At 65.6% G+C, this 21,261-nt stretch carries 21 protein-coding genes and 1 tRNA gene; 12 read left to right on the top strand and 10 right to left on the bottom strand.

Annotated features, from left to right (window positions below; all coding sequences use genetic code 11):
• The first annotated feature begins 70 nt into the window (after nt 1-70).
• From HWX03_RS31690 to HWX03_RS31680, 3 genes are all read left to right on the top strand, one after another.
• Complete coding sequence (locus HWX03_RS31690) at nt 71-1,201, top strand: porin (RefSeq protein ID WP_175873978.1); 1,131 nt, start codon at nt 71-73, stop codon at nt 1,199-1,201.
• A 340-nt stretch (nt 1,202-1,541) separates the two neighbouring features.
• Nucleotides 1,542-3,560 carry a site-specific DNA-methyltransferase gene (locus tag HWX03_RS31685; RefSeq protein WP_175873977.1) on the top strand — a complete coding sequence of 673 codons (2,019 nt, stop codon included), beginning with the start codon at nt 1,542-1,544 and terminating at the stop codon, nt 3,558-3,560.
• On the top strand, nt 3,560-6,586 hold the full coding sequence (locus HWX03_RS31680; RefSeq protein ID WP_175873976.1) for a DEAD/DEAH box helicase family protein: 3,027 nt from the start codon (nt 3,560-3,562) through the stop codon (nt 6,584-6,586). Before HWX03_RS31685 ends, HWX03_RS31680 begins: the two co-directional genes overlap by 1 nt.
• Nucleotides 6,587-6,842: 256 nt before the next feature.
• Here the strand turns inward: HWX03_RS31680 and HWX03_RS31675 are convergent, their stop codons facing one another.
• From HWX03_RS31675 to egtB, 5 genes are all read right to left on the bottom strand, one after another.
• Entirely contained in the window at nt 6,843-7,211 is a 369-nt protein-coding gene (locus HWX03_RS31675; RefSeq protein WP_175823429.1) for a hypothetical protein, read from the bottom strand.
• A 187-nt stretch (nt 7,212-7,398) separates the two neighbouring features.
• The gene (locus HWX03_RS31670; protein ID WP_175873975.1) at nt 7,399-7,653 is read right to left on the bottom strand and encodes a hypothetical protein; all 255 of its coding nucleotides are present in this window, start codon (nt 7,651-7,653) and stop codon (nt 7,399-7,401) included.
• 37 nt (nt 7,654-7,690) lie between these two features.
• Nucleotides 7,691-7,996 (bottom strand): hypothetical protein, encoded by a 306-nt coding sequence (locus HWX03_RS31665; RefSeq protein WP_175873974.1) that lies wholly within the window; start codon nt 7,994-7,996, stop codon nt 7,691-7,693.
• 292 nt (nt 7,997-8,288) lie between these two features.
• The gene (gene egtD, locus HWX03_RS31660; protein WP_174389763.1) at nt 8,289-9,302 is read right to left on the bottom strand and encodes an L-histidine N(alpha)-methyltransferase; all 1,014 of its coding nucleotides are present in this window, start codon (nt 9,300-9,302) and stop codon (nt 8,289-8,291) included.
• Nucleotides 9,286-10,512 (bottom strand): ergothioneine biosynthesis protein EgtB, encoded by a 1,227-nt coding sequence (egtB, locus tag HWX03_RS31655; RefSeq protein WP_175873973.1) that lies wholly within the window; start codon nt 10,510-10,512, stop codon nt 9,286-9,288. The genes egtD and egtB overlap by 17 nt, the downstream gene beginning before the upstream one ends.
• Before the next feature lie 580 nt (nt 10,513-11,092).
• On the opposite strand from egtB, the gene HWX03_RS31650 reads away from it, so the two are divergent.
• Nucleotides 11,093-11,569 (top strand): carboxymuconolactone decarboxylase family protein, encoded by a 477-nt coding sequence (locus HWX03_RS31650; RefSeq protein WP_175873972.1) that lies wholly within the window; start codon nt 11,093-11,095, stop codon nt 11,567-11,569.
• Nucleotides 11,569-12,450, top strand: coding sequence for a sigma-70 family RNA polymerase sigma factor (locus tag HWX03_RS31645; protein WP_175873971.1), 882 nt, complete (start codon nt 11,569-11,571; stop codon nt 12,448-12,450). The genes HWX03_RS31650 and HWX03_RS31645 overlap by 1 nt, the downstream gene beginning before the upstream one ends.
• Nucleotides 12,451-12,551: 101 nt before the next feature.
• Here HWX03_RS31645 and HWX03_RS31640 read toward each other — a convergent pair whose 3' ends face one another.
• Both HWX03_RS31640 and HWX03_RS31635 read right to left on the bottom strand, forming a co-directional pair.
• A complete protein-coding gene (locus HWX03_RS31640) occupies nt 12,552-13,067 on the bottom strand; it encodes a DUF2628 domain-containing protein (RefSeq protein WP_175873970.1) in 516 nt (171 codons plus the stop codon).
• Nucleotides 13,068-13,388: 321 nt separating this feature from the next.
• Nucleotides 13,389-13,465: transfer RNA gene (locus tag HWX03_RS31635), tRNA-Val, on the bottom strand.
• A gap of 626 nt (nt 13,466-14,091) precedes the next feature.
• Here HWX03_RS31635 and HWX03_RS31630 point away from each other — a divergent pair.
• On the top strand, nt 14,092-14,271 hold the full coding sequence (locus tag HWX03_RS31630) for a hypothetical protein (RefSeq protein ID WP_175873969.1): 180 nt from the start codon (nt 14,092-14,094) through the stop codon (nt 14,269-14,271).
• Between the two features lies 1 nt (nt 14,272).
• Here HWX03_RS31630 and HWX03_RS31625 read toward each other — a convergent pair whose 3' ends face one another.
• Entirely contained in the window at nt 14,273-14,647 is a 375-nt protein-coding gene (locus tag HWX03_RS31625; RefSeq protein ID WP_175873968.1) for a hypothetical protein, read from the bottom strand.
• A 113-nt stretch (nt 14,648-14,760) separates the two neighbouring features.
• On the opposite strand from HWX03_RS31625, the gene HWX03_RS31620 reads away from it, so the two are divergent.
• The 4 genes from HWX03_RS31620 (at nt 14,761) to HWX03_RS37290 (ending at nt 17,020) form a co-directional block, all read left to right on the top strand.
• On the top strand, nt 14,761-15,480 hold the full coding sequence (locus HWX03_RS31620) for a hypothetical protein (protein WP_175873967.1): 720 nt from the start codon (nt 14,761-14,763) through the stop codon (nt 15,478-15,480).
• A 16-nt stretch (nt 15,481-15,496) separates the two neighbouring features.
• Nucleotides 15,497-16,408, top strand: coding sequence for an Imm72 family immunity protein (locus HWX03_RS31615; protein WP_175873966.1), 912 nt, complete (start codon nt 15,497-15,499; stop codon nt 16,406-16,408).
• Between the two features lie 15 nt (nt 16,409-16,423).
• On the top strand, nt 16,424-16,741 hold the full coding sequence (locus tag HWX03_RS31610) for a hypothetical protein (protein WP_175873965.1): 318 nt from the start codon (nt 16,424-16,426) through the stop codon (nt 16,739-16,741).
• Between the two features lie 144 nt (nt 16,742-16,885).
• Nucleotides 16,886-17,020: a hypothetical protein gene (locus HWX03_RS37290; RefSeq protein ID WP_279612257.1), complete on the top strand. Its 135-nt coding sequence runs from the start codon at nt 16,886-16,888 to the stop codon at nt 17,018-17,020.
• A gap of 573 nt (nt 17,021-17,593) precedes the next feature.
• Here HWX03_RS37290 and HWX03_RS31605 read toward each other — a convergent pair.
• On the bottom strand, nt 17,594-18,352 hold the full coding sequence (locus tag HWX03_RS31605) for an anti-sigma factor (RefSeq protein WP_175873964.1): 759 nt from the start codon (nt 18,350-18,352) through the stop codon (nt 17,594-17,596).
• Entirely contained in the window at nt 18,349-18,870 is a 522-nt protein-coding gene (locus HWX03_RS31600) for a sigma-70 family RNA polymerase sigma factor (RefSeq protein ID WP_174389772.1), read from the bottom strand. The genes HWX03_RS31605 and HWX03_RS31600 overlap by 4 nt, the downstream gene beginning before the upstream one ends.
• A gap of 158 nt (nt 18,871-19,028) precedes the next feature.
• On the opposite strand from HWX03_RS31600, the gene HWX03_RS31595 reads away from it, so the two are divergent.
• Together HWX03_RS31595 and HWX03_RS31590 are read left to right on the top strand one after the other, a co-directional pair.
• A complete protein-coding gene (locus tag HWX03_RS31595) occupies nt 19,029-20,117 on the top strand; it encodes a catalase family peroxidase (RefSeq protein ID WP_175873963.1) in 1,089 nt (362 codons plus the stop codon).
• Entirely contained in the window at nt 20,117-20,647 is a 531-nt protein-coding gene (locus HWX03_RS31590) for a cytochrome b (RefSeq protein ID WP_175873962.1), read from the top strand. The genes HWX03_RS31595 and HWX03_RS31590 overlap by 1 nt, the downstream gene beginning before the upstream one ends.
• The last annotated feature ends 614 nt before the right edge of the window (nt 20,648-21,261 follow it).

The following is a 21,261-nucleotide window of genomic DNA, read 5'->3' as shown; positions in this document are numbered from 1 at the left end:
GGCAGGAGTCGGCATACATTACGTACTGCCAACGACAAGATTTCAATGCGGCAGCTCGGAGGAGACGATCTTGAAACGAAAAACCCTTGCCCTTTCCATCGCGGCGGCAGGCCTGTGCGCCGGCCCCCAGGCGCATGCGCAATCCAGCGTGCAGCTCTACGGCCTGATGGACCTGAGCTTTCCGACCTACCGGACCCACGCCGACGCGAATGGCAAGCACGTGATCGGGATGGGCAACGAAGGCGAGCCGTGGTTCAGCGGCAGCCGCTGGGGCCTGAAAGGCGCTGAAGACATCGGCGGCGGCACGAAGATCATCTTCCGCCTCGAAAGCGAATTCGTGGTCGCGAACGGCCAGATGGAAGACGAAGGCCAGATCTTCGACCGCGACGCGTGGGTCGGCGTCGAGGACGAGCGCTTCGGCAAGCTGACGGCCGGCTTCCAGAACACCATCGCGCGCGACGCGGCGACGATCTACGGCGACGCGTACGGGTCCGCGAAGCTGTCGACCGAGGAAGGCGGCTGGACCAACTCGAACAACTTCAAGCAGATGATCTTCTACGCGGCCGGCCCGACCGGCACGCGCTACAACAACGGCGTCGCGTGGAAGAAGCTGTTCAGCAACGGCATCTTCGCGAGCGCCGGCTACCAGTTCAGCAACTCGACCTCGTTCGCGACCGGCTCCGCGTATCAGGCCGCGCTCGGCTACAACGGCGGCCCGTTCAACGTGTCGGGCTTCTACAACCACGTGAACCATAACGGCTTCAGGAATCAGACGTTCTCGGTCGGCGGCAACTACACGTTCAGCATCGTGCGCCTGAATGCCGGCTACTTCCGCTACAACGGCGATCAGGGCGCGCTCGGCCAGCGTCACGACGATTCGTGGACGGTGTCGATGAAGATCGCGCCGAAGGGCGCGCTCGACTACGAGCTCGGCTACCAGCAGATGCGCATCAAGAACGCCGCGAACAACGCGGACGGCTTCACGCCGAACGCCAACCTCGGCGCGTTCAGCCTGACCAACGGCGTCGCCAACGGCTTCAAGGAGACGATCTACGGGTCGGTGTTCTACCACCTGAGCAAGCGCACCGAGGTGTACCTGGCCGGCGACTACATGAAGCTGCACGGCGGCTACACGGTGTCGTCGACGTTCGGCGCGAAGAACCAGCTCGAACTGACGTCGGGCATCCGCACGCGTTTCTGACCCTGCGGCCGGGGCGCGTCGCGCCCCGCCGTTCCTCTCCATTCGGGATTTCTCCATGCGGGCACGCCGGCGCACTGCGCCGACCGTGCCCTTTTTTTCGTCCTTGCCGCGGCGGCGCCGAATGCCCGCCGCACGGCCGCCGGCCGGCCTGTGCGACAACCGGCCCGAACCCGCTCGCGGCCCGTCCGGCGGGCGATCGCGGCCGACGCCCGCCCGCTCGCCTCACATCGGCGCTTGACCTGCGCCGACCGACTCGCTAGCGTTTCGGGTTTGCCCGGGCGGCCATTGCCGCCGGTGCCGTGAGCGCGCCCGACGTCCTGGCGCGCGCGGCCGGGCTCCGATGGAAAAGACGATGCAGAAACTCGATGCGGCCAGCCCGCAGGCGATGTCGACGGATTTCACCGCCGACAACGTCGCGCGCCTGAAGGCGCTGTTCCCCGAACTCGTGACCGAAGGCCCGGACGGCGCGTCGGTCGACGTCGACGTGCTGAAGGCGCTGGTCGGCGAACGCACGGTCGGCGACGCCGACGAGCGCTACGGCTTTCACTGGCACGGCAAGCGCAGCGCGCGCCAGGCCGCGCTCACGCCGTCGACGGGCACGCTGCGGCCCTGCCCCGACGACAGCGTCGCGTGGGACGACACGCGCCATCTGGTGATCGAGGGCGACAACCTCGACGTGATGAAGCTGCTGCACAAGAGCTACGCCGGCAAGGTGAAGCTCGTCTACATCGATCCGCCGTACAACACCGGCAGCGATTTCGTCTACCCGGACGACTTCAGCGACAGCATCCGCCACTACCTGTCGATGACGGGCCAGGCCGACGGCGGCGTGAAGCGCAGCACCAACACCGAGGCGAACGGCCGGTTCCATACCGACTGGCTGAACATGATGTATCCGCGCCTGAAGCTCGCGCACGCGCTGCTGTCCGACGAGGGGCTGATCGCGGTGCACATCGACGAGCACGAAGTGCATGCGCTGGTGCTGATGCTGCGCGAGATCTTCGGCGAGGAAAACGAGCTCGGCGTGGCCGTGTGGGACAAGCGCAACCCGAAGGGCGACGCGCGCGGCGTCGCGTACCAGCACGAATCGCTGGTGCTGTTCGCGCGCAACGCCGAGACGCTGCTCGAACAGGCGCCGCTCAAGCGCCCGAAGCGCAACGCGCAGCGCATGCTCGACGCCGCGCACGACGCGGTGTACCGCAGCGGCAACCCGAAGGACGCGCAGAAGGCGTACCGCGCGTGGATGAAGGCACAGACCAACCTGTCCGGCGGCGAGGTGATGTACGACCGGCTGTCAGCGGAAGGCCGCGTGTACCGCCTCGTGTCGATGGCCTGGCCGAACAAGAAGAAGGCGCCGGAAGAGTATTTCACGCCGCTGATCCACCCGGTCACCGGCAAGCCGTGCGCGATGCCGGCGCGCGGCTGGCGCAACCCGCCCGCGACGATGCAGGCGCTGATCGAGCGCGGCCAGATCGAATTCGGCCCGGATGAAACCACGCAGCCGCAGCGGATCTACTACCTCGACGAGAACATGTACGAGAACGTGCCGTCGGTGCTGCCGTTCGCCGGCTCCGACGACGCGCTGCTGAAAGCGCTCGGCATCCCGTTCGACCTGCCGAAGCCGGTCGACTTCGCGGCGGCCGTGATCGGCTGGTGCACGCGCGGCGACGACATCGTGCTCGACTGCTTCGCGGGCTCCGGCTCGACCGGCCACGCGGTGATGCAGGTGAACGCGACCGACGGCGGCGCGCGCCGCTACATTCTCGTGCAGCTGCCCGAGACGCTCGACCGCCGCGACAAGACCCAGCTGGCGGCCGCCGATTTCTGCGCGAAGCTGAAGAAGCCGCTGACGCTCGCGGAAATCACGAAGGAACGCCTGCGCCGCGCCGCGCAGCAGGTCGCGCGCGACTATCCGGAAAGCTATGGCGACCTCGGCTTCCGCGTGTACCGGCTCGACACGACCAACGTGATCGAGTGGGACCCGCGCCGCGACGACTTCGACCATGCGCTGTTCGCGTCCGTCGAACACGTGAAGACCGGCCGCACCGAGGACGACCTGCTCGCCGAGCTGACGCTGAAGCTCGGCCTCGACCTGTGCACGCCGGTCGAGCATCACGCGGTGGCCGGCAAGACGGTGCACCTGATCGGCCGCGCGATCGTCGCGTGCTTCGACGCGCGCATCTCGCGCGACGACGCGGGCCCGCTCGCCGACGGCATCGTCGATCTGCTGGACGCGAGCGGCGCGTCGCGCGACGTCACGTGCCTGTTCCGCGACAGCGGCTTCGTCGACGACGTCGCGAAGCTCAATCTCGCCGCGCTGCTCGAACAGCACGGCGTGAAGCGCGTGCGGAGCCTGTGATGCGGCTGCATTTCGAAGCGGATCTCGACTACCAGCGCGAGGCGATCGACGCCGTCTGCGACCTGTTTCGCGGCCAGGAATCGTATCGCGGCGACTTCAGCGTGCTCGCGAACGCCGCGCCCGGCACGACGGCCGCAGCGCAAGGCTCGCTCGGCTTCGCGGTATCGGAGCAAGGCGTCGGCAACCGGTTGTCGCTGACTGACGACGCGCTCGCGCGCAATCTCGCCGACGTGCAGCTGCGCGGCGGGCTGCCGCCGTCCGGCCTGCCCGGCTCGCGCGACTTCACCGTCGAGATGGAGACCGGCACCGGCAAGACCTACGTGTACCTGCGCACGATCTTCGAGCTGAACCGCCGCTACGGCTTCACGAAATTCGTGATCGTCGTGCCGTCGATCGCGATCAAGGAAGGCGTGCACAAGACGCTGTCGATCACCGAGGATCACTTCCGCGCGCTGTACGCGGGCGTGCCGTACGACTATTTCCTGTACGACTCCGCGAAGCTCGGCCAGGTGCGCCACTTCGCGGCGAGCGCGGCGATCCAGATCATGGTGATGACGGTCGCCGCGATCAACAAGAAAGAGATCAACAACCTCTACAAGGACAGCGAGAAGACCGGCGGCGAGAAGCCGATCGACCTGATCCGCGCGACGCGGCCGATCGTGATCGTCGACGAGCCGCAGAGCGTGGACGGCGGCCTCGAAGGCCGCGGGCGCGAAGCGCTCGCCGCGATGGCGCCGCTCTGCACGCTGCGCTATTCGGCGACGCACGTCGACCGTCACCACATGGTGTACCGGCTCGACGCGGTCGATGCGTACGAGCGCAAGCTCGTCAAGCAGATCGAGATCGCGTCGGCGATCGTCGAGGATGCGCACAACAAGCCGTACGTGCGGCTCGTCGGCGTGTCGAACCGGCGCGGCGCGATCAGCGCGCGCATCGAGCTCGACGTCGCGACGACGGCCGGCGTGAAGCGCCAGATCGTGTCGGCCACCGACGGCGACGATCTCGAACGCCTGACCAAGCGCGCGCTGTACGCGGGGCTGCGGGTCGGCGAAGTGCATGCGGTCAAGGGCGCCGAGTATGTCGAGCTGCGCCATCCGGAAGGCGAGGCGTTCCTGTCGCTCGGCGAGGCTTTCGGTGACATCGACACGCTCGCCGTGCAGCGCGAGATGATCCGCCGCACGATCCGCGAGCATCTCGACAAGGAATTGCGCCTGGCCGAGCGCGGCGTGAAGGTGCTGTCGCTGTTCTTCGTCGATTCGGTCGAGCGCTATCGCCGCTACGACGAGAACGGGATGCCGGTGAAGGGCGACTACGCGCTGATCTTCGAAGAGGAATATGCGCGCGCGGCGCGCGTGCCGGCCTACCGTGCGCTGTTCGACGGTGTCGACGTGGCGCTCGAAGTCGAGCGTGCGCACAACGGCTACTTCTCGATCGACCGCAAGGGCGGCTGGACCGACACGAGCGAGAGCAGCGCCGCGGCCCGCGAGAACGCGGAACGCGCGTACGGCCTCATCATGCGCGAGAAGGAAGCGCTGCTGTCGTTCGACACGCCGCTGAAGTTCATCTTCTCGCACTCGGCGCTGAAGGAAGGCTGGGACAACCCGAACGTGTTCCAGATCTGCACGCTGCGCGACATCCAGACCGAACGCGAGCGCCGTCAGACGCTCGGCCGCGGGCTGCGCCTCGCGGTCGACCAGGACGGCGAACGCGTGCGCGACGCGGGCGTGAACACGCTCACCGTGATCGCGACCGAGCGCTACGAGTCGTTTGCAGAGAACCTGCAGAAGGAAATCGAGGCCGATACGGGCATTCGTTTCGGGATCGTCGAGGAACACCAGTTCGCGGCGCTGCCGGTGCAGGAAGACGACGGCCCCACGCATGCGCTCGGCATCGAGCTATCGCGCGTGCTGTGGAACCATCTGCACGAGCAGGGCTACGTCGACGCGCAAGGCAAGGTGCTCGACCGGCTGAAGGATGCGCTGCGCCAGAGCGCGCTCGTGCTGCCGGATGCGTTCGAGCGGCTGCGCGCGCCGATCGTCGCGACGCTGCGCAAGCTGTCGGGCCGCTTCGCGGTGCGCAACGCCGACGAGCGCCGCGCGATCGCGTTGCGGCGCGATGCGTCGGGCAAGGCCGTCGTGTTCGGCGAGGATTTCCGCGCGCTGTGGGATCGCATCCGCCATCGCACCGTGTACCGCGTCGAGTTCGACAACGCGAAGCTCGTGCGCGACTGCACGGCCGCGTTGCGCGACGCGCCGGACATCGCGCGTGCGCGGCTGCAGTGGCGCAAGGCCGAGATCGACATCGGCAAGGCCGGCATCGAGGCGATCGAGGTGGCCGGCGCCGGCACGGTGCTGATCGACGAAGGCGAGCTGCCGCTGCCCGACCTGCTCACCGAGCTGCAGGACCGCACGCAGCTCACGCGCCGCTCGCTCGCGACGATCCTGGCCGACAGCGGCCGGCTCGACGATTTCCGCGTGAATCCGCAGCAGTTCATCGCGGTCGCGGCCGATGCGATCAACCGCTGCAAGCGGCTCGCGCTCGTCGCGGGCATCGCGTACCGCAAGCTGGGCGAGCGCCACGTGCATGCGCTCGAATCGTTCGAGAGCGAAGCGCTGACCGGCTACCTGCGCAACCTGCGGCCGGACGCGCGCAAGTCGATCCACGAAGCGGTCGTGTGCGAGACGGACGCCGAGCGCGCGTTCGCCGACGCGCTCGAAGCGCACGACGGCGTGAAGCTGTACGCGAAGCTGCCCGCGTGGTTCCGCGTGCAGACGCCGCTCGGCAGCTATCACCCCGACTGGGCCGTGCTTGCGGAACAGGACGGTGGCGAGCGGCTGTACTTCGTCGTCGATACGCCGAATGCCGACGGCCACGTGCCGAGCGAGCACGAGCGCGCGAAGCTCGCGTGCGGCGAAGCGCATTTCCGTGCGCTGACCGATGGCGACGGCGCGGCGCGCTTCGTGCGCGTCAGGCAGGCCGACGCGCTGTTCGAACCTGCGGCGCCGCTGGCAGGCGCGGGGCGGTGAGACGAAGGGCGGCGATGAGCCGCCCTTTTTACTGGCGTGTGCCCCGCGTCCTTATCGACCCGCGCCTCGCCCATTCCTCACACCGGTTTTCGTTCCGTCATCCGCGTGACAGCAATCCGCATTCTCACGGGCGGGCGACGCAGTTACGGCTGGTTGCAAATCGGGTCGGCACCATGTTTTCGGCCGACAGCCACGTTGCGTTTTCACCATGAAAAAGGGCGCCGAAGCGCCCTTCTCGTGCATTCACAGGCTGCGCTTACAGCGTGCGGCCGAATGCGTTGCGATGCGAATGATGCGTGGACGTCGACGCATGCGCGGTATGGCCATGCGCGTGCGAGTGACCACGACCCGGTTGCGCGCCGGCGCGATCGGCGATCGTGTCGGAACGGTCGGCCGCGCGCGCCAGGCCCTTGTCGCGGTCGCCCGCGTGCATGCCGTTCGAGTTGCTCAGCGCCTGGCCGCTCATGTGGCCGCCCGACATGCCGCCTGCGTTGCCGCCCGAGCCGCCTGCGCCATGACCGCCACCGTTGCCCCCGCCGTTGCCGCCAGCCGCCGCATAGGCAGACACTGAGCCGAGCGCGAGCAGCGCGGCCGTCAGGACGGACAGATATCGTTGCTGTTTCATCTTGTGCTCCCTGGAGCGCGTGGGTGTGATTGCATTTTATGAACGCGCGAAATTCGCGCCGCACGACGTTGTAAATGATCGTAACGACGCGTGCGGCACGCATTCGTCGGATCAATCCGGGGCGTGCATGAACGCGGGAACGAAGCCCCGGAGCGACGCCACGGCATCGCCCCGGTGACGAGGTCGCTTACTGCGCCGGCTGCATGCCTTGCGCGACGGCCTTGTGCTGCGCGGCCTGCTCTTGCGCCTGCTTCTTCGCCATGTGATGGCCGACGATACAGCCGCCGACCGCGCCGACCACGGCGTGGTGCCCCGCATAGTGGCCGGCCACACCGCCGACCACCGCGCCCTTCATGCAGCCCGCCGCGTGCGCGCTGCCGATCGTTGCGAGTGCAACGACGGCGGCGGTGGCGCAGGTCCTGATGGGTCGAATCGACATCATGCGATCACTCTCCTCTTGTGGTGATCAACCGGACCGCTCAATGCCAGCGGTCGCCGCGCCAGCCGCCGCGGTCGCGCCACTCGTGCTCGCGCCATTCACGGCGGCGCCACTCGTGTTCGCGCCATTCGCGCTGACGCCAGCCGTCGCCGCGCCAACCGTCGTCGCGATAGCCGACCGGCGCATACATCACCGGCGGAGGCGGCGCCACGTAGACGGGCGCCGGCGCCGTGTAGACGCCCGGCACGCCGATGCCGACCGACAGGTCGACGTGGGCCGACGCGACGCTCGAGGCTACCAGCGCCGCTACACCGAGAACTGCACCGAGAATAAGTTTCTTGCTCATTTCGCGACTCCCTGCACGTGTCGTGCGTCATGTGACTACGGTTCGGAGTCTAGGCACCGGACGCTGACACAGGTGAAACGGGTATGCGAGACAGGTAACGGACGTTTACGGGTGCCCGCAAAGCCTTATGGCGCAAGGAAGAGGCGGCATTCCAGACACCGTTGCAGCGATGCATCGGGTCGGTAAAAAGGGGATTTTCGGCACGAAACCGGCGATCGGATCGAACACACCGGTATGCAAGAGAAGCGAACCGCCCTCACCCCGCGGCGCGAGCGGTTCGCAGCAGCGCGCGTTACGCGCGGATATCGTCGACGCTGCGCAGCCAGTGCACGCTGAACAGGTTGTCCGCGTCGGTCCACACGGTATCGGGCTCGAACCCGGCGCGGCGCGCGATCGCGTGGAAGCCGTCGATCGTGAACTTGTGCGAGTTCTCCGTGTGGATGCGCTCGCCCGCTTCGAAGCTAAACGCGTGGCCGCGCACGTGCACGGTCTGCGCGACGTCGCTGACGAGATGCATCTCGATGCGCTGCCGCTCGCGGTCGTAGAACGCGCAGTGCGAGAACGCGTCGACGTCGAAATCCGCGCCGAGTTCCGCGTTCGCGCGCACCAGCAGGTTCAGGTTGAACTGCGCGGTCACGCCCTGCGCGTCGTTGTACGCGTGATGCAGCGTGCGCTCGTCCTTCACGAGATCCGCGCCGACCAGCAGGCCGCCGCCGCGCAGCAGCCGCGCCGCATCGCGCAGGAACGTGTCGGCTTCTTCCGGTGAGAAGTTGCCGATCGTCGAGCCGGGAAAGAAGCCGATGCGCCGCCGCGGCGTTTCGGTCAGCTCGGCCAGTTGCTCGGCCTTCGTGTAGTCGGCCGCGAGCGGTGCGACGTCGAGCCACGGATAGGCCGAGCGCAGCCGCGCGGCCGCGCCGTGCAGGTAGTCGGCCGAGATGTCGACCGGCACGTAGCGCGCCGGCGCGTTCGCGTAGTTGCCCGCGAACGCGTCGAGCAGCACGCGGATCTTCTCGAGCGAACCCGCGCCGAATTCGACGATGTCCGCATGCGGGCCGACCCGCCGCACGATCTCGGCCGCGCGGTCGCGCAGGATGCCGAGCTCGGTGCGCGTCGGGTAGTACTCCGGCAGTTCGCAGATGCGGTCGAACAGCGCGGAGCCGGCCGCATCGTAGAAGTATTTCGGCGAAATGCTACGCGGCGTGCGCGACAGTCCGTCGATCAGGTCGCGCTCGAACGCGCTCGGCCGCGAATCGCGGGCGGGTTGCAGGCCACCGCTCGTGGCCGTCAGGTCAGACGTCTCGCGCAAGTCGCACTCCCGTGAATTGCCAGCGTGCCGCCGGCGGAAAGAAATTGCGGTACGTCGGCCGTTCGTGCCCGGGCGGTGTCGCAATGCTGCTGCCGCGCAGGACCTGCTGGCCGACCATGAACTTGCCGTTGTATTCGGCCGCTACCCCGGCGAGCGGCCGAAAGCCCGGATACGGCTCATAGGACGAACGCGTCCACTGCCAGACGTGCCCGAGCATCTGCCGGATGCCGTCGGTCGCGAACGCGGTTTCCCATTCGAATTCGGTCGGCAGCCGCGCGCCGGCCCATTCCGCATACGCGGCCGCCTCGTAGAAGCTTACGTGGCACACCGGCGCGTCGGGCGCGAGCGGTTCGACGCCGTGCAGGCCGAAGGTGCGCCGCACGCGTGTGGCGGCCGCATCGTCGTCGTCCGGCATCCAGTACGCGGGCCCTTGCCACCCTTCCCGCTGCACCGTGGCCCAGCCGTCGGACAGCCAGAATTCGGGGCGCGTATAGCCGCCGTCCGCGACGAACGCCGCGAATTCCGCGTTCGTCACGAGGCGGTTCGCGATCTCGTACGGCCGCACGAGCGCCGTATGACGCGGCCGTTCGTTGTCGAACGAGAACGCATCGCCGTCGTGGCCGATCTCGACGAGCCCGCCCGGCTGCGGCAGCCAGCGCAACGGGCCGGCGTCGCCCGCGGCGAGCGTGCCTTCCGCATCAGCACCGGTGCGCGGCCGGAACGCCGGCCGCAACGGGTTGCACGAGAACGCATGCAGCATGTCGGTGACGATCAGCTCCTGATGCTGCTGCTCGTGATGCAGGCCGAGTACGAGCTCGGGCGCGATCGCATCGAGCAGCGCCGCATCGGCGTCGGCCAGCGCGCGCAGCATCGCGTCGTCGACGTACTGCCGGTACGCATGCACCTCGTCGAGCGACGGGCGCGTGAGCAGCCCGCGCTGCGGCCGCGGATGGCGCGGGCCGAGCGCTTCGTAATAGGAATTGAAGAGGAACTGGAATGCGTCGTCGAACGGCGCGTAGCCGGGCACGCGGCGCATCAGCACGACGGTTTCGAAGAACCAGGTCGTATGCGCGAGATGCCACTTCGTCGGACTCGCGTCGGGCATCGACTGCACGGCCTGGTCTTCGGCGGACAGCGTCGCGGTCAATGCGACGCTGTGGGCGCGCACGTCCTGGTAACGGCGCTGAAGCTGTGATGCAAGGAGGCTCATCGGTTTACCGTTCACGTCGCGATTCGCTGCGTTGCGTTGCCGGAAAAGGGAAAGCCTTGCGCTGGAGTGCGCGCGGCTGACGTGCGATTTGCTGCTGCGTCGTCGGGCAGCCGGCGCGCGCGCCGGGCCGCTGGTGCGGCTTCACTTCATCTGCCCGTGCAGAACAGTATGGGCCAGAAATGTGAACGTCGCGAATCGGATTTTGGATGAAACGAAGGCGAAAGAAAAATGAAAGCATTCTCGATTGGGGCGTCGCACGCGTCACGAACCGTCGGCAGCCGTCGTGGCAGGGTTCGACCGACGAGTGCAATGCGCGTGCCCGCGGCTGCGTACTACTGACGTCCGGTGACAGCCGCACGCCGTGCGTGAAAGGTCGATGGCGCATGTTCGTCGGAGAAGCCGCGTCATGCAGCCGATTCGTCAGTCGATATCGCGTCCTTCTCGGTGCCCCGCTCAACGGCTCCGCCCTTCGCGTGCCGTCGCTTTCTTCTCCGGCCGCAAAAAATTTTTGCATCGATGTCACACCCGCGGGGGGCTCGCTCGTCATATCAGCGGAACCCACACGAAAGGAGAAGGAACCATGACTGCGAAACTCAATCCGTTTGCCGCCGCTCCCGCGTTGATGAAGAGCTGGATGACCGTGTCGGTCGCCGCTGCCGGGAGCCTCGAGCCGACGCTGATCGAGCTGGTCAAGATCCGCGCGTCGCAGATCAACGCGTGCGCGAACTGCCTTAACATGCACACCGTCGAGGCGCGCGAGCAAGGCGAGACCGAGCAGCGCATCTACCTGCTGGCCGCGTGGCGCGAAGCGCCCTGCTACACCGACCGCGAACGCGCGGCGCTCGGCTGGACCGAGGCGCTCACGCGGCTGTCGGAGGGCCACGCGGCGCACGAAGCGGCCTATGCGGCGCTGAACGACCATTTCAGCGAGGAGGAACAGGTGAAACTCACGGTGATGATCAACGTGATCAACGGCTGGAACCGGCTCGCCGTCGGCTTCGGGCTGTGGGTCGACCCGGCCGACGCGAAGGCCGCCGCCGCGAAGATGGTGGCCTGATGCCGAACCTCGACCCGGCCAACAGCAGCACCGACGAACGGGCCGACGCGGCGGCGAGCTTCGATCCGCTGCGTCGCACGCTGATCCGCGTCGCGTACCGGATGCTCGGTTCCGTCGCGGACGCCGAGGACATGGTGCAGGAGGCGTTCATCCGCTGGATGGACGTCGACCGTACCGACGTGCGCGTGCCCGAGGCGTTCCTGCGCCGCATGGTGATGCGCATGTGCCTAGATCAGCTGAAGTCCGCGCGGCACCAGCGCGAGACCTATATCGGCCCGTGGCTGCCCGAACCGGTCGTCGAGGAAGACGAACAGGACGACGTCACGCTGCCGCTGCTGCTCGCGCTCGAACGGCTCTCGCCGCTCGAACGCGCGGCGTTCCTGCTGCACGACGTGTTCGGCCTCGAATTCGACGAAGTGGCCACGACGATCCAGCGCGACCCGGCCGCGTGCCGGCAGCTCGCCGCGCGGGCTCGCACGCACGTGCGCGAGGCGCGACCGCGTTTTCATGTCGAGAAGCAGCGCGGGATCGAACTGGCCGAAGCGTTCTTCGCGGCATCACGCAGCGGCGACATGCGCGCGCTCGGCGCGATGCTCGCCGAGGACGTGAGCCTGCATTCGGACGGCGGCGGCAAGCGCACGGCGGCCGGCAAGCCGGTGTTCGGCTTCGAACTCGTGATGCGGGTGCACGCGTACCTGGCCGAGCTGTTCGCGACACATGCGTCGAAGCTCGTGCGGGCCGGATTCATCAACGGGCTACCGGGTTTCGTCACGCTGGAAGCCGACGGCGAGCTGCAGACGACTGCGCTCGAGATCGACGACGGGAAGATCGTCGCGATCTATGTCGTGCGCAATCCTGACAAATTGAAGCATCTGCATTGACGGCGGCGCGAGCATGCGCCGTGTGCCGTGGGGATGCATGGCGACGGCGCCGTCCGCCCTCTTCTTTCTGCCCTGCGTTTGCCGATCGCCGGCGACCGCGATCAGTACATCGCGCCTCCGGCGTTGCCGATCATGAACAGCAGTACGCCGAGCAGCGGCGTCGCGACGGCGAAACCGACCGCGGCCAGCCGGTTCGTGCCGCCTTGCGCCTCGAGCAGCGCGAGAAACGATTCGCGGGACGTCGCGTTCGGGCGCAGTTTTTCGATCTGGCGCTCGACGTGCCGCTTGTAGAGGCTGTTCCCGCACCAGCCGAGCGAGACCGCGATCCCGATGGTGATCGGGTCCAGCGTGCTCGATTCGAAGTATGTCGGGAAGTACAGCAACTCGAGCAGCGTGATGCCGAGCGTGGCGGCAAGCACGGCGGCCGCCTGCCAGTACATGCATCGGTACGCCATCCAGACCGGGCCGAGGAAGCACGCGGCCCAGTTCCACGACTGCCGGCTCTTGCGCGAATCGGCGGTCGCCCATTTTCGTTCGTACCAGGCTGCCTTCGTGCCGACGTAAGCGGCGATTTCGTCGTTGCTTGCGGACGATGCGGCGGTCGTGACCTCGGACATGATCGTGTGCTCTCAGTCGCGCGGATCGCGCGTCGTTGTTTTGATGAGATGGAGATCGAGCGACGGTCGGAACAGCCGCGTCGATGCGCACACGATTCTACGCGCCGTGCAGCGGCAGTTGTGTGGCGGATCGGATGGTCGATGACGATGCGATGCCGGGCCGCGTATCGCGCAACGCGTCGGGGCTTCATGCGTTGTTTTACGTTGTTTCGGACCGGAAAAGAAAAACGCCACGCGAAGTTGCCGCGTGGCGTTTGTATGTTTGGCGAGCCGCGTTGCCTGTAGGCAAGTTGTGCTGCCGGACCCCTTCATTTTGTTCGTTGGTAGGCTCGATTGGATTCGAACCAACGACCCCCACCATGTCAAGGTGGTGCTCTAACCAACTGAGCTACGAGCCTAAGAAGCCGCGAATTATAGAGAGGGTTTTGGGGGAGCACAAGCCCCTTCGTGAAAATTTTTTGAATCGGGCCGTGCGGGGCTGACGATCGATGTGGCCTGGTGATGCCCGCAGCGTTGGCTTCACCTGTTTGCATCACAGCAAAACGCGTCGATGCGCGGTGATGTTATCCACATTGCCCTCTGGATAACCATCCGGCAAGCCTCTGGATTCACAGTGGAGCGATTGAGGATATGTCGGCGCGGCTGTGAATCGACGAAAAGTTGTTCTGTGCTGCCGGGCGCTGTTCACGTCGCACACCCAGGGTTATGCATTTCGCTTCGCGCTGAGAATTCAGTGCGTTACAGAGGTTATCCACTGTGACGCACAGGGCTTGTTAACTATCACTACGTATATATACGAACCCTGTTAACACCTTTGGATAAGCACAGTCCGTCGACTGTGATCCGCCCAGGATATGCACTGCGTGCAGCGGGCAGATGAACGAAGCGGAACGCTGTGAAGCGCTCGAGCAATGCGTGAGCTGTCATGTCTGTAGAATCGCCGGCGAACGGGCTCGCGGCACATGACTGATTCTTCGTTGACCCGGCTCGACGCGCCCCCGATATCGACACCGTCGTGCATCGGATGCAGCGAGATCCGGGCGATATCGTGTTCGAGCAACGCGTGTCGATACCGGAAGCGGAGGTGCTGTGTTGCCGCTACAAGGGCGAGCGATTCGACGTGAAGTTCGATTTCGACTACGGGGTGTCTGTTGATCGTGTCGGCATGCTGTCCGGCGAGGACGTCGCGAAGATCGTTGGATAGCTCACGATGGAGGCAGGGTGATCACAGCGGATGACACTCGACGAAGCGCGCAATGAAGACGCCTGGCGATGAGATGCTGGTGACGGACATTGCTGGCCACGTTGCGGTTGTCGTGACCGACGCGGCGACTGCAGCCGATGAACTGGTGAGGTTGGGCTTCGCCCGGCAAGCCGATCGCTGAGAACGTGCGATCGCGGACGGCAACGATCGCCAGGCGCTCGTTGCCGCGCTCATCGATCTCGATGCGCTGTTCTCCGCGGGCCGCGACTGGAGCCCACAGGCACTCGTCGAGTATTACCGGGAGATCGGCGTCGTTCGAAGCGGGTACCGTTCGATTGCATGGCGCGGGCCGGCGCAATACGTCATCGAACGGCATGACTGAATCACGCGAGGCAACGCGATGACGTAGCCACCGATAACGACGAGCGACACGATGAAACCGAAGCAAGACCCGGGCGCCCCGAGTGCTACCCGCAACCGGAGCCGGTAATGGGACCGATCATGTGCCATCGGCACGGATACGATAACGGGATCACGACGTCGACGGGCATCGCCGCGCGCATCCGGCAGCGCGGACAGTTTTTGCCCGGCGAACTCGCGAAGGTCTCGCTCGACCGGCCGAAATACAGCCGTGAAATGTGGATGCTGCGCGCCGAACTCGACGCGCACGAGGTCGATGCGACCTTCGTCGACAGCGTTGCGCACGTGAAGGCGTTTCCGAAGATTGCGGCGCTGGAGCGCTTGCGGGAGCATATGTGTTCGGCATGCCTGGACGAGCTGCTCGTGCGCTCGGGCGAGGCGCCCTATAAGCCGACGACGAAGGAGCAGGCATTCGATACGTCCGTTGTCGCGGCGGACGCAAAATGGCCGTCGAATCACGCGCAATGCGAGCTACACGGATTGATCTTGCCGACGCGCACGTCGCCGGATATCGAAGCCGCGATCCTGTCGATCGACGTGATCCGCGACGATTGCCATGTCGTGCAGGTGACGGATGGCAGCATGAAGCACGAACCGAAGCACTGGTTCGACGAAGCGTTTCTGCGCAAGGTGCTCGGGCCGGATATCGACATCGTTGAATCGACGTTCCGCATCGACGATCGGGCGACGTTCGTGAGGCTGCGGGACGCCGGTGAGCGTGTGTGTCCGGTATGCCTGCGGGAGGTGTTGAAGCGCAGCGGCCTGGACCGCGACGACACGCCCACATGAGCGCAACGGAGCAATCGTGACGGACACGTTCAAGCAGTACGACATGACGGACGACGCCACCCGGCGCAAGATCTTCTGGCTGCTTCAACGCCTGACGAGCCTGTCGCTCTGGACGCGCAAGCGCGATGCGTTTGCGCGATTCGCGAACGCGTACGAGCATGCAGTGAACACGTGGCCCGATGACGATCCGGATGCCATCCAGGACACCCACTTTCCGATCATCGCCGACATTCTCGCCGCTTACGATCGAGGGCTGACCGAGCTGGCCCGAGGGAACCGGCTCGGCTGGCGGAGCGGTGGGCCGTTCGAGCACGTGTACCGGCAATATCACCTCTTGGACGCGTATTTCTACCCTCATCCCGATTACTGGGATCGCGGTGGGCAGATTGCCCCATACCCGCCGAAGATCGACGCGCTGGCCCGACTGCTGCATGCATCGGAATACCAGATGGAGTATGCGCCGCTCGATTCGGGCGATCGATTCGGCAGCCTCGCACCACTGCGCTCGGCAAGACGGCTGTTGTCCCCGGATGCCTATGAGCGCAACTTCCACACGCTTTCGTACCCGGTGTTTCCGGAGGCGCTGCCCGCGGTTCCGCAAGCGGTGGGCCCGATCATCTGGACCGGCCGCAAAGTGCCTTGCGACGGCATCTGGGAGCCTGTCGTCGTCGAGTGGTCGAGGCGGCCGGGCATCATGCCGATCGTCATGCCCAGTTTGCGTAATGGAGGTTGCTTCAATTATTTCATTCGGGGCACGCGTGCCCCGAACCTCACGGATGATTTTCCGGGATTGCTCATCCCGACGTGCTGGCGATTGCTGTGGGAAGACCGGCGTTACGCGGACGGCGTCATTCCCGACGAGTCGCAGTATTTCCTTGAGCCGCCGCATGTATTGGACGCGAACCAGACCCGGACCCAGACCCGGTGAGATTCGGAGAACGCGATGAGCACATTGAATTTCGGCACGCTCGACCGGTGTTCGGTCACGCTCAACACCGCGACGTTGCTCGGCCTGAAGGCGGCCTACGAAGACTTTGCGGCGACCGGGCAGGATCTGCACAACTTCGAGATCTGCATCACGGACAAAAGGGCATCCACGGTGGATCCGGGGCCCGACGACGATGTCATCACCATCACGTTCATGGCGAAGCTGATTCCCGGCATGCGCGGGCTGGGCAATGCAAACCGGCTTGGGAAGTCGATCCACTACGTGATCGCGCCGGAAACTGGAGAGATTCTCGGGATATTCGGGACGAAGTGACCCGAAGTGCGGGCGGCGCTGTGTGGATAACCGACCCGAGAAACAGATCCAAACACTGTGCGCTCGATCGGTGAGCGTCGACGCGAATCATGCAAGATACGTTGCCTGGATAGCGTGTCGCTCGACACCGATGGGGATAATCGATTGCTTTACCTCGCGATCGAATGGATCAACGATCCCGTGGGCTTCAAGGTCACGTGGACCAACATCGACGGTGCGGGCCCGGTGACCCGCGAGTACCGCTACGAAGGTAGTACGTTCGTGGAGCGCAAGAAATAGCCGCATGTGGACAACCGGCACACCGATCCAGTTGAAACCCTGTGCATCCGACAGGTGAGGATCCCGGTTTCGATGGACTCGTCGGTCTGAATGCCTTGTCCGGCAAGGCTTCGCCGACAATGAAAGAGGGAAGTGAACAAATCGCCGGCGACGTCCGGAAGTCGAGGGCCTTGTGGATATCGTCGACCCCAAGCCACTCGAAAGCCTGTGCATTCAACTGGTGAAGGCAGTCGAACCCGGGGAGACGGCCAGGTCAATCACCTGGGTTTGTGGATATCGACGCTCAAAACAACCCGAAACGCTGTGCATGCCGAAGGCGAGCGAACCGACCGAAGTCAGCATGCGGCACCGCCATGATCGATGTGGATATCCCGTTCCGCGGCGACTCGAAACCCTGTGATTTTAAAGGTGAGGGCGCCGGCGTGGTTTCGATGTGAATAACAGCCAGGGAAAGTCAGTCGAAACACTGTGCATCCGAGTGGTGAGCGTGAACCGGTTCAAGCCCGCCGAGCCGCCCCGCAAAGGGCGCTGGCGGCCACCACCAACCGCCAACCGGGCGCGCATCGTACCACTTCAAGTCTGCTGATCGAGCGCCTGCACGACCGCCTTCTCCCCGACGCTCCCGGCCGGCCCGACCACCGCATAATTGAGCCCGTTCACCGATCCGTACCGCGCCAGCAACGCGCCATCCACGCGTTGCCCGGCCGGCAGCAGCCGATGTTCCGATTCCGCCGGCCGGAGATAGAAGCTCAACGTCCGCCCCGCGTCATCCTGATAGAGCACCATCGCGGCCGTGGCCCCGCTGTCCGTCGTGAACAACCGTCCGCCAACCGGCATGAACCCCGCCGTGCTCAAATCCGGCAGCTTCGCCGCAGCCCCCACGCGCCGGGTGAGCCACCCCTGCAAATCGCCCGCACCGGTCGGCCGGTAATCGACCTTCGCCGTCTGATCGACCACCATCATTCGGTAAGCCTCGACCGCATCGCTCATCGGCGCGATGGGCGGCGCCGCATGCCACCCGCGCGCTTGCCATCCGCCGAACGTCCCCAGCCCGACGCAGAACACGAACGAAGCCGCCATTGCGAACCGCATCCGCGAGCGTTCGGCCCGCCGGCCGCGAATCGCCGCCGGGTCCAGCGCGGGGTTGTCCGCCGGCATCCGCACGCTCTCCAGCGCGGCCCGCAACCGCTGCGCGTCCTGCTGCCATTGCTTCACCTGTTCCGCGCGCGCCGGATGCAGCGCGAGATAGCGCTCGACCGCGGCACGCGCATCGTCGTCGAGCTGGCCGTCGACATAGGCCTGAAGGTCATGTTCGTTCGGAGGCGTGTTCATTTTTTCATCAACCGCAAGGAAGGAGCAGGAAGTTCGCCGTCGCTGAGCTGGCGCAGCGCCTGGCGCGCGCGGGAGAGCCGCGACATCACGGTGCCGATCGGCACGTCGAGCAGGTCAGCCACTTCCTGATAGGTGAAGCCTTCGACCGCGACGAGCAGCAGCAGGCTGCGCTGCTCGTCCGAGAGCCGGCCGAACGCTTCGAGCGTCGCGCGCGCCGCGAATTCGCGTTCGGCGGACGGCCAGTGCGCTTCGTCGTCGTCGCGGATGCGGCCGAGCAGCCACGCGTAGCGCTTCGCGCTGCGTTTGCCGTCGAGAAATTGCCGGTACAGGATCGTGAAGAGCCAGCTGCGCAGCGACGCGTCGTCGCGACGGCTCGTCCAGCGCGATAGCGCGCGCTCGAGCGTCGACTGGACGAGGTCGTCGGCCGCGTGAACGTCGCGCGCCAGCCAGAGCGCGAAGCGTCGCAGCCTGGGGATGAGTTCGCGCAATGCTTCGTCGTCGAGGGCGGTGGAGGGCATGGCCGGGCCGGTTGCCGAAAGGGTCGTAGATGCCGCGTAGGACGCCGGCCGGCATCGGTTATTCCCTCCAGCATACGAAAAAACTTTTCGTGGAATAAAGCGGTGCGGGCGGCGTCCTACGCGCGTTCGACAATGATCTGACGATCGGGAGTGCATTCATGAAGCAATCTTCCTCTTCTTCGCCGCAGCGCGAGCCCGGGCGCGGATGGTGGCGCTGGGCCGTGATCGGCGGCGCGGTGGCCGGCGCGGCCGCGGCGTTCGGGTATGCCGGCGGGTGGCTCGCGCCGGCGCGCCTTACCCCGCACCGGCTCGTCGACGCGCTGCAGACCAACAGCGGTATCCATCCCGGCTTCCGGCGCAATCACGCGAAGGGCGTGTGCGTGACGGGCTATTTCGAAGGCAACGGCGCCGCGAGCGCGTATTCGGTCGCGCCGTTCTTCAAGGCGGTGCGCACGCCGGTGGTCGGGCGTTTCGCGTTGCCGGGCGGGAATCCGTACGCGCCCGACAGCAGCGTGCCGATCCGCAGCCTCGCGCTGAAGCTCACTGCGCCGGACGGCGAGCAATGGCGAACCGGGATGAACGCGATGCCGGTGTTTCCGGTGGCGACGCCGCAGGCGTTCTACGAGCAGACGCTCGCGACGCGGCCCGATCCGAAGACGGGCAAACCCGATCCGGCAAAGGTGAAGGCGTTTTTCGGCGCGCACCCGGAAGCGGCTGAGTTCCTGAAGTGGGTGAAGAGTGCGAAACCGAGCGCGAGTTACGTCACCGAAAGCTATTACGGGCTGAACGCGTTCTACTTCGTCGACGCGGCCGGCAAGCGCCACGCGGTGCGGTGGCGCGTCGTGCCGGAGCAGACGGCTGGCGCCGGCGACGTCGCGACGGCCGCGGATCCGAACGTGCTGCAACAGGACGTGACGCAGCGCATCGCGGCCGGTGCGCAGAAGTGGAAGCTGCTGGTCACGCTGGCGGAGCCCGGCGACCCGGTGGACGACGCGACGAAGATCTGGCCCACGCAGCGCACGACGATCGATGCGGGCACGCTCGTGCTCGACCGCGTGGAGGCGCAGGACAGCGGCCCGTGCCGCGATGTGAATTACGACCCGACGGTGTTGCCGCAGGGGATTCAGGTGTCGGGCGATCCGTTGCTGGCGGCGCGCTCGGCCGCGTATGCGGATTCGTATCTGCGGCGCACGAGTGAAGAGGCCGGCGTGGCAGGCGTGGCGCGATTGAGTGGGGAGGGACGGTAATGAAGGCTTCGACGACGTTTAGCTTGCCGGCGCGGGTGCTGCATTGGGTGATGGCCGCGATGATCCTCGCGATGCTGTTCATCGGGGTGGGGATGGTGGCGTCGGTTTCCGCGCGGCACGAGATCTTGGTGGCGATTCACAAGCCCCTCGGTGTGGCGGTGCTGGTGCTGGTGTGTGTGCGGATCGTGGTGCGGATTCTGTCGAAGCCGCCGGCGTTGCCCGAGGATCTGCCGTGGTGGCAGAAGGTGGCCGCGCACGGGTCGCATCTCGTGCTGTATGCGCTGATGGTGGCGATGCCGCTGATCGGCTGGGCGATGTTGTCGGCTGGCGGATATCCGGTGACGCTGGGCGGCGGCGTGCAGTTGCCGGCGCTGGTGTCGGCCGATCCGGTGGCGTTCGCGTGGCTCAGGGTCGCGCACCGGGTGCTGGCGTATCTGTTCTTCCTGACGTTCCTCGCGCACTTTGCCGCGGCGCTGTATCACGGGCTGATTCGGCGGGACGGCGTGGTGAGGGCGATGGTGGGGCGGTGAGCGACGGAGCGTTGCATTCGATACGGCGGGGCTGTTCGCGGGCGACTGAGACTGCTCCTGCCGTGTCGCCTATATATGAGCACTAGGAGGTGCTCAGCGGTCCCCGCCATAGCATGTCAAAAATATTTCACAAAAGGGGTTGCGGAGACCGGGCCAGATGCATAGAATCACGCCTCTTTCGCGCTAACGGAAACGCAGCGCGAGGGGAGAAGAGAGAAGCGGTACTGTTGAAGTCGGTTTTATCGATTCCAGTGCACGCGAAATTAAACCGCAGTCGTCGCAACGAAGTAGTTAAAAAAGTTGTTGACGAGTTTTAAAAAACGGTTGATAATCTCGCTTCTCTGCTGCTGAAAACGCAGCGCTGCTGAGAAACTTCAGGTTCCTCGCAGAAATGCTCTTTAAAAATTAACAGCCGATAAGTGTGGGCGCTTGATGGAAGCGAGCTGATCCTCGGATCAGATAGCGAAAGTATCAAGAGTCTCACACTAAAGTAAGTCAGGTTTATGAAGTGATTCATATTCCTGTCAGCTTTGAGTGAGCGACCGGTTCGAAAGAACCGAAAACAGTAACAGGTTTAAACTGAAGAGTTTGATCCTGGCTCAGATTGAACGCTG

The sequence above is a fragment of the Burkholderia sp. BCC0397 genome (genome assembly GCF_902832865.1).
Taxonomy (GTDB): domain Bacteria; phylum Pseudomonadota; class Gammaproteobacteria; order Burkholderiales; family Burkholderiaceae; genus Burkholderia.
This window is presented reverse-complemented; position numbering and strand designations above follow the sequence as displayed.

Bases quoted from the DNA above. Each gene is read 5' to 3' on its own strand.
- HWX03_RS31685 (WP_175873977.1), top strand. From the start codon at position 1,542: ATGGAAAAGACGATGCAGAAACTCGATGCGGCCAGCCCGCAGGCGATG.
- HWX03_RS31680 (WP_175873976.1), top strand. From the start codon at position 3,560: ATGCGGCTGCATTTCGAAGCGGATCTCGACTACCAGCGCGAGGCGATC.
- HWX03_RS31675 (WP_175823429.1), bottom strand. From the start codon at position 7,211: ATGAAACAGCAACGATATCTGTCCGTCCTGACGGCCGCGCTGCTCGCG.
- HWX03_RS31670 (WP_175873975.1), bottom strand. From the start codon at position 7,653: ATGATGTCGATTCGACCCATCAGGACCTGCGCCACCGCCGCCGTCGTT.
- HWX03_RS31665 (WP_175873974.1), bottom strand. From the start codon at position 7,996: ATGAGCAAGAAACTTATTCTCGGTGCAGTTCTCGGTGTAGCGGCGCTG.
- egtB (WP_175873973.1), bottom strand. From the start codon at position 10,512: ATGAGCCTCCTTGCATCACAGCTTCAGCGCCGTTACCAGGACGTGCGC.
- HWX03_RS31650 (WP_175873972.1), top strand. From the start codon at position 11,093: ATGACTGCGAAACTCAATCCGTTTGCCGCCGCTCCCGCGTTGATGAAG.
- HWX03_RS31645 (WP_175873971.1), top strand. From the start codon at position 11,569: ATGCCGAACCTCGACCCGGCCAACAGCAGCACCGACGAACGGGCCGAC.
- HWX03_RS31640 (WP_175873970.1), bottom strand. From the start codon at position 13,067: ATGTCCGAGGTCACGACCGCCGCATCGTCCGCAAGCAACGACGAAATC.
- HWX03_RS31630 (WP_175873969.1), top strand. From the start codon at position 14,092: ATGCAGCGAGATCCGGGCGATATCGTGTTCGAGCAACGCGTGTCGATA.
- HWX03_RS31625 (WP_175873968.1), bottom strand. From the start codon at position 14,647: ATGCCGTTCGATGACGTATTGCGCCGGCCCGCGCCATGCAATCGAACG.
- HWX03_RS31620 (WP_175873967.1), top strand. From the start codon at position 14,761: ATGGGACCGATCATGTGCCATCGGCACGGATACGATAACGGGATCACG.
- HWX03_RS31610 (WP_175873965.1), top strand. From the start codon at position 16,424: ATGAGCACATTGAATTTCGGCACGCTCGACCGGTGTTCGGTCACGCTC.
- HWX03_RS31605 (WP_175873964.1), bottom strand. From the start codon at position 18,352: ATGAACACGCCTCCGAACGAACATGACCTTCAGGCCTATGTCGACGGC.
- HWX03_RS31600 (WP_174389772.1), bottom strand. From the start codon at position 18,870: ATGCCCTCCACCGCCCTCGACGACGAAGCATTGCGCGAACTCATCCCC.
- HWX03_RS31595 (WP_175873963.1), top strand. From the start codon at position 19,029: ATGAAGCAATCTTCCTCTTCTTCGCCGCAGCGCGAGCCCGGGCGCGGA.
- HWX03_RS31590 (WP_175873962.1), top strand. From the start codon at position 20,117: ATGAAGGCTTCGACGACGTTTAGCTTGCCGGCGCGGGTGCTGCATTGG.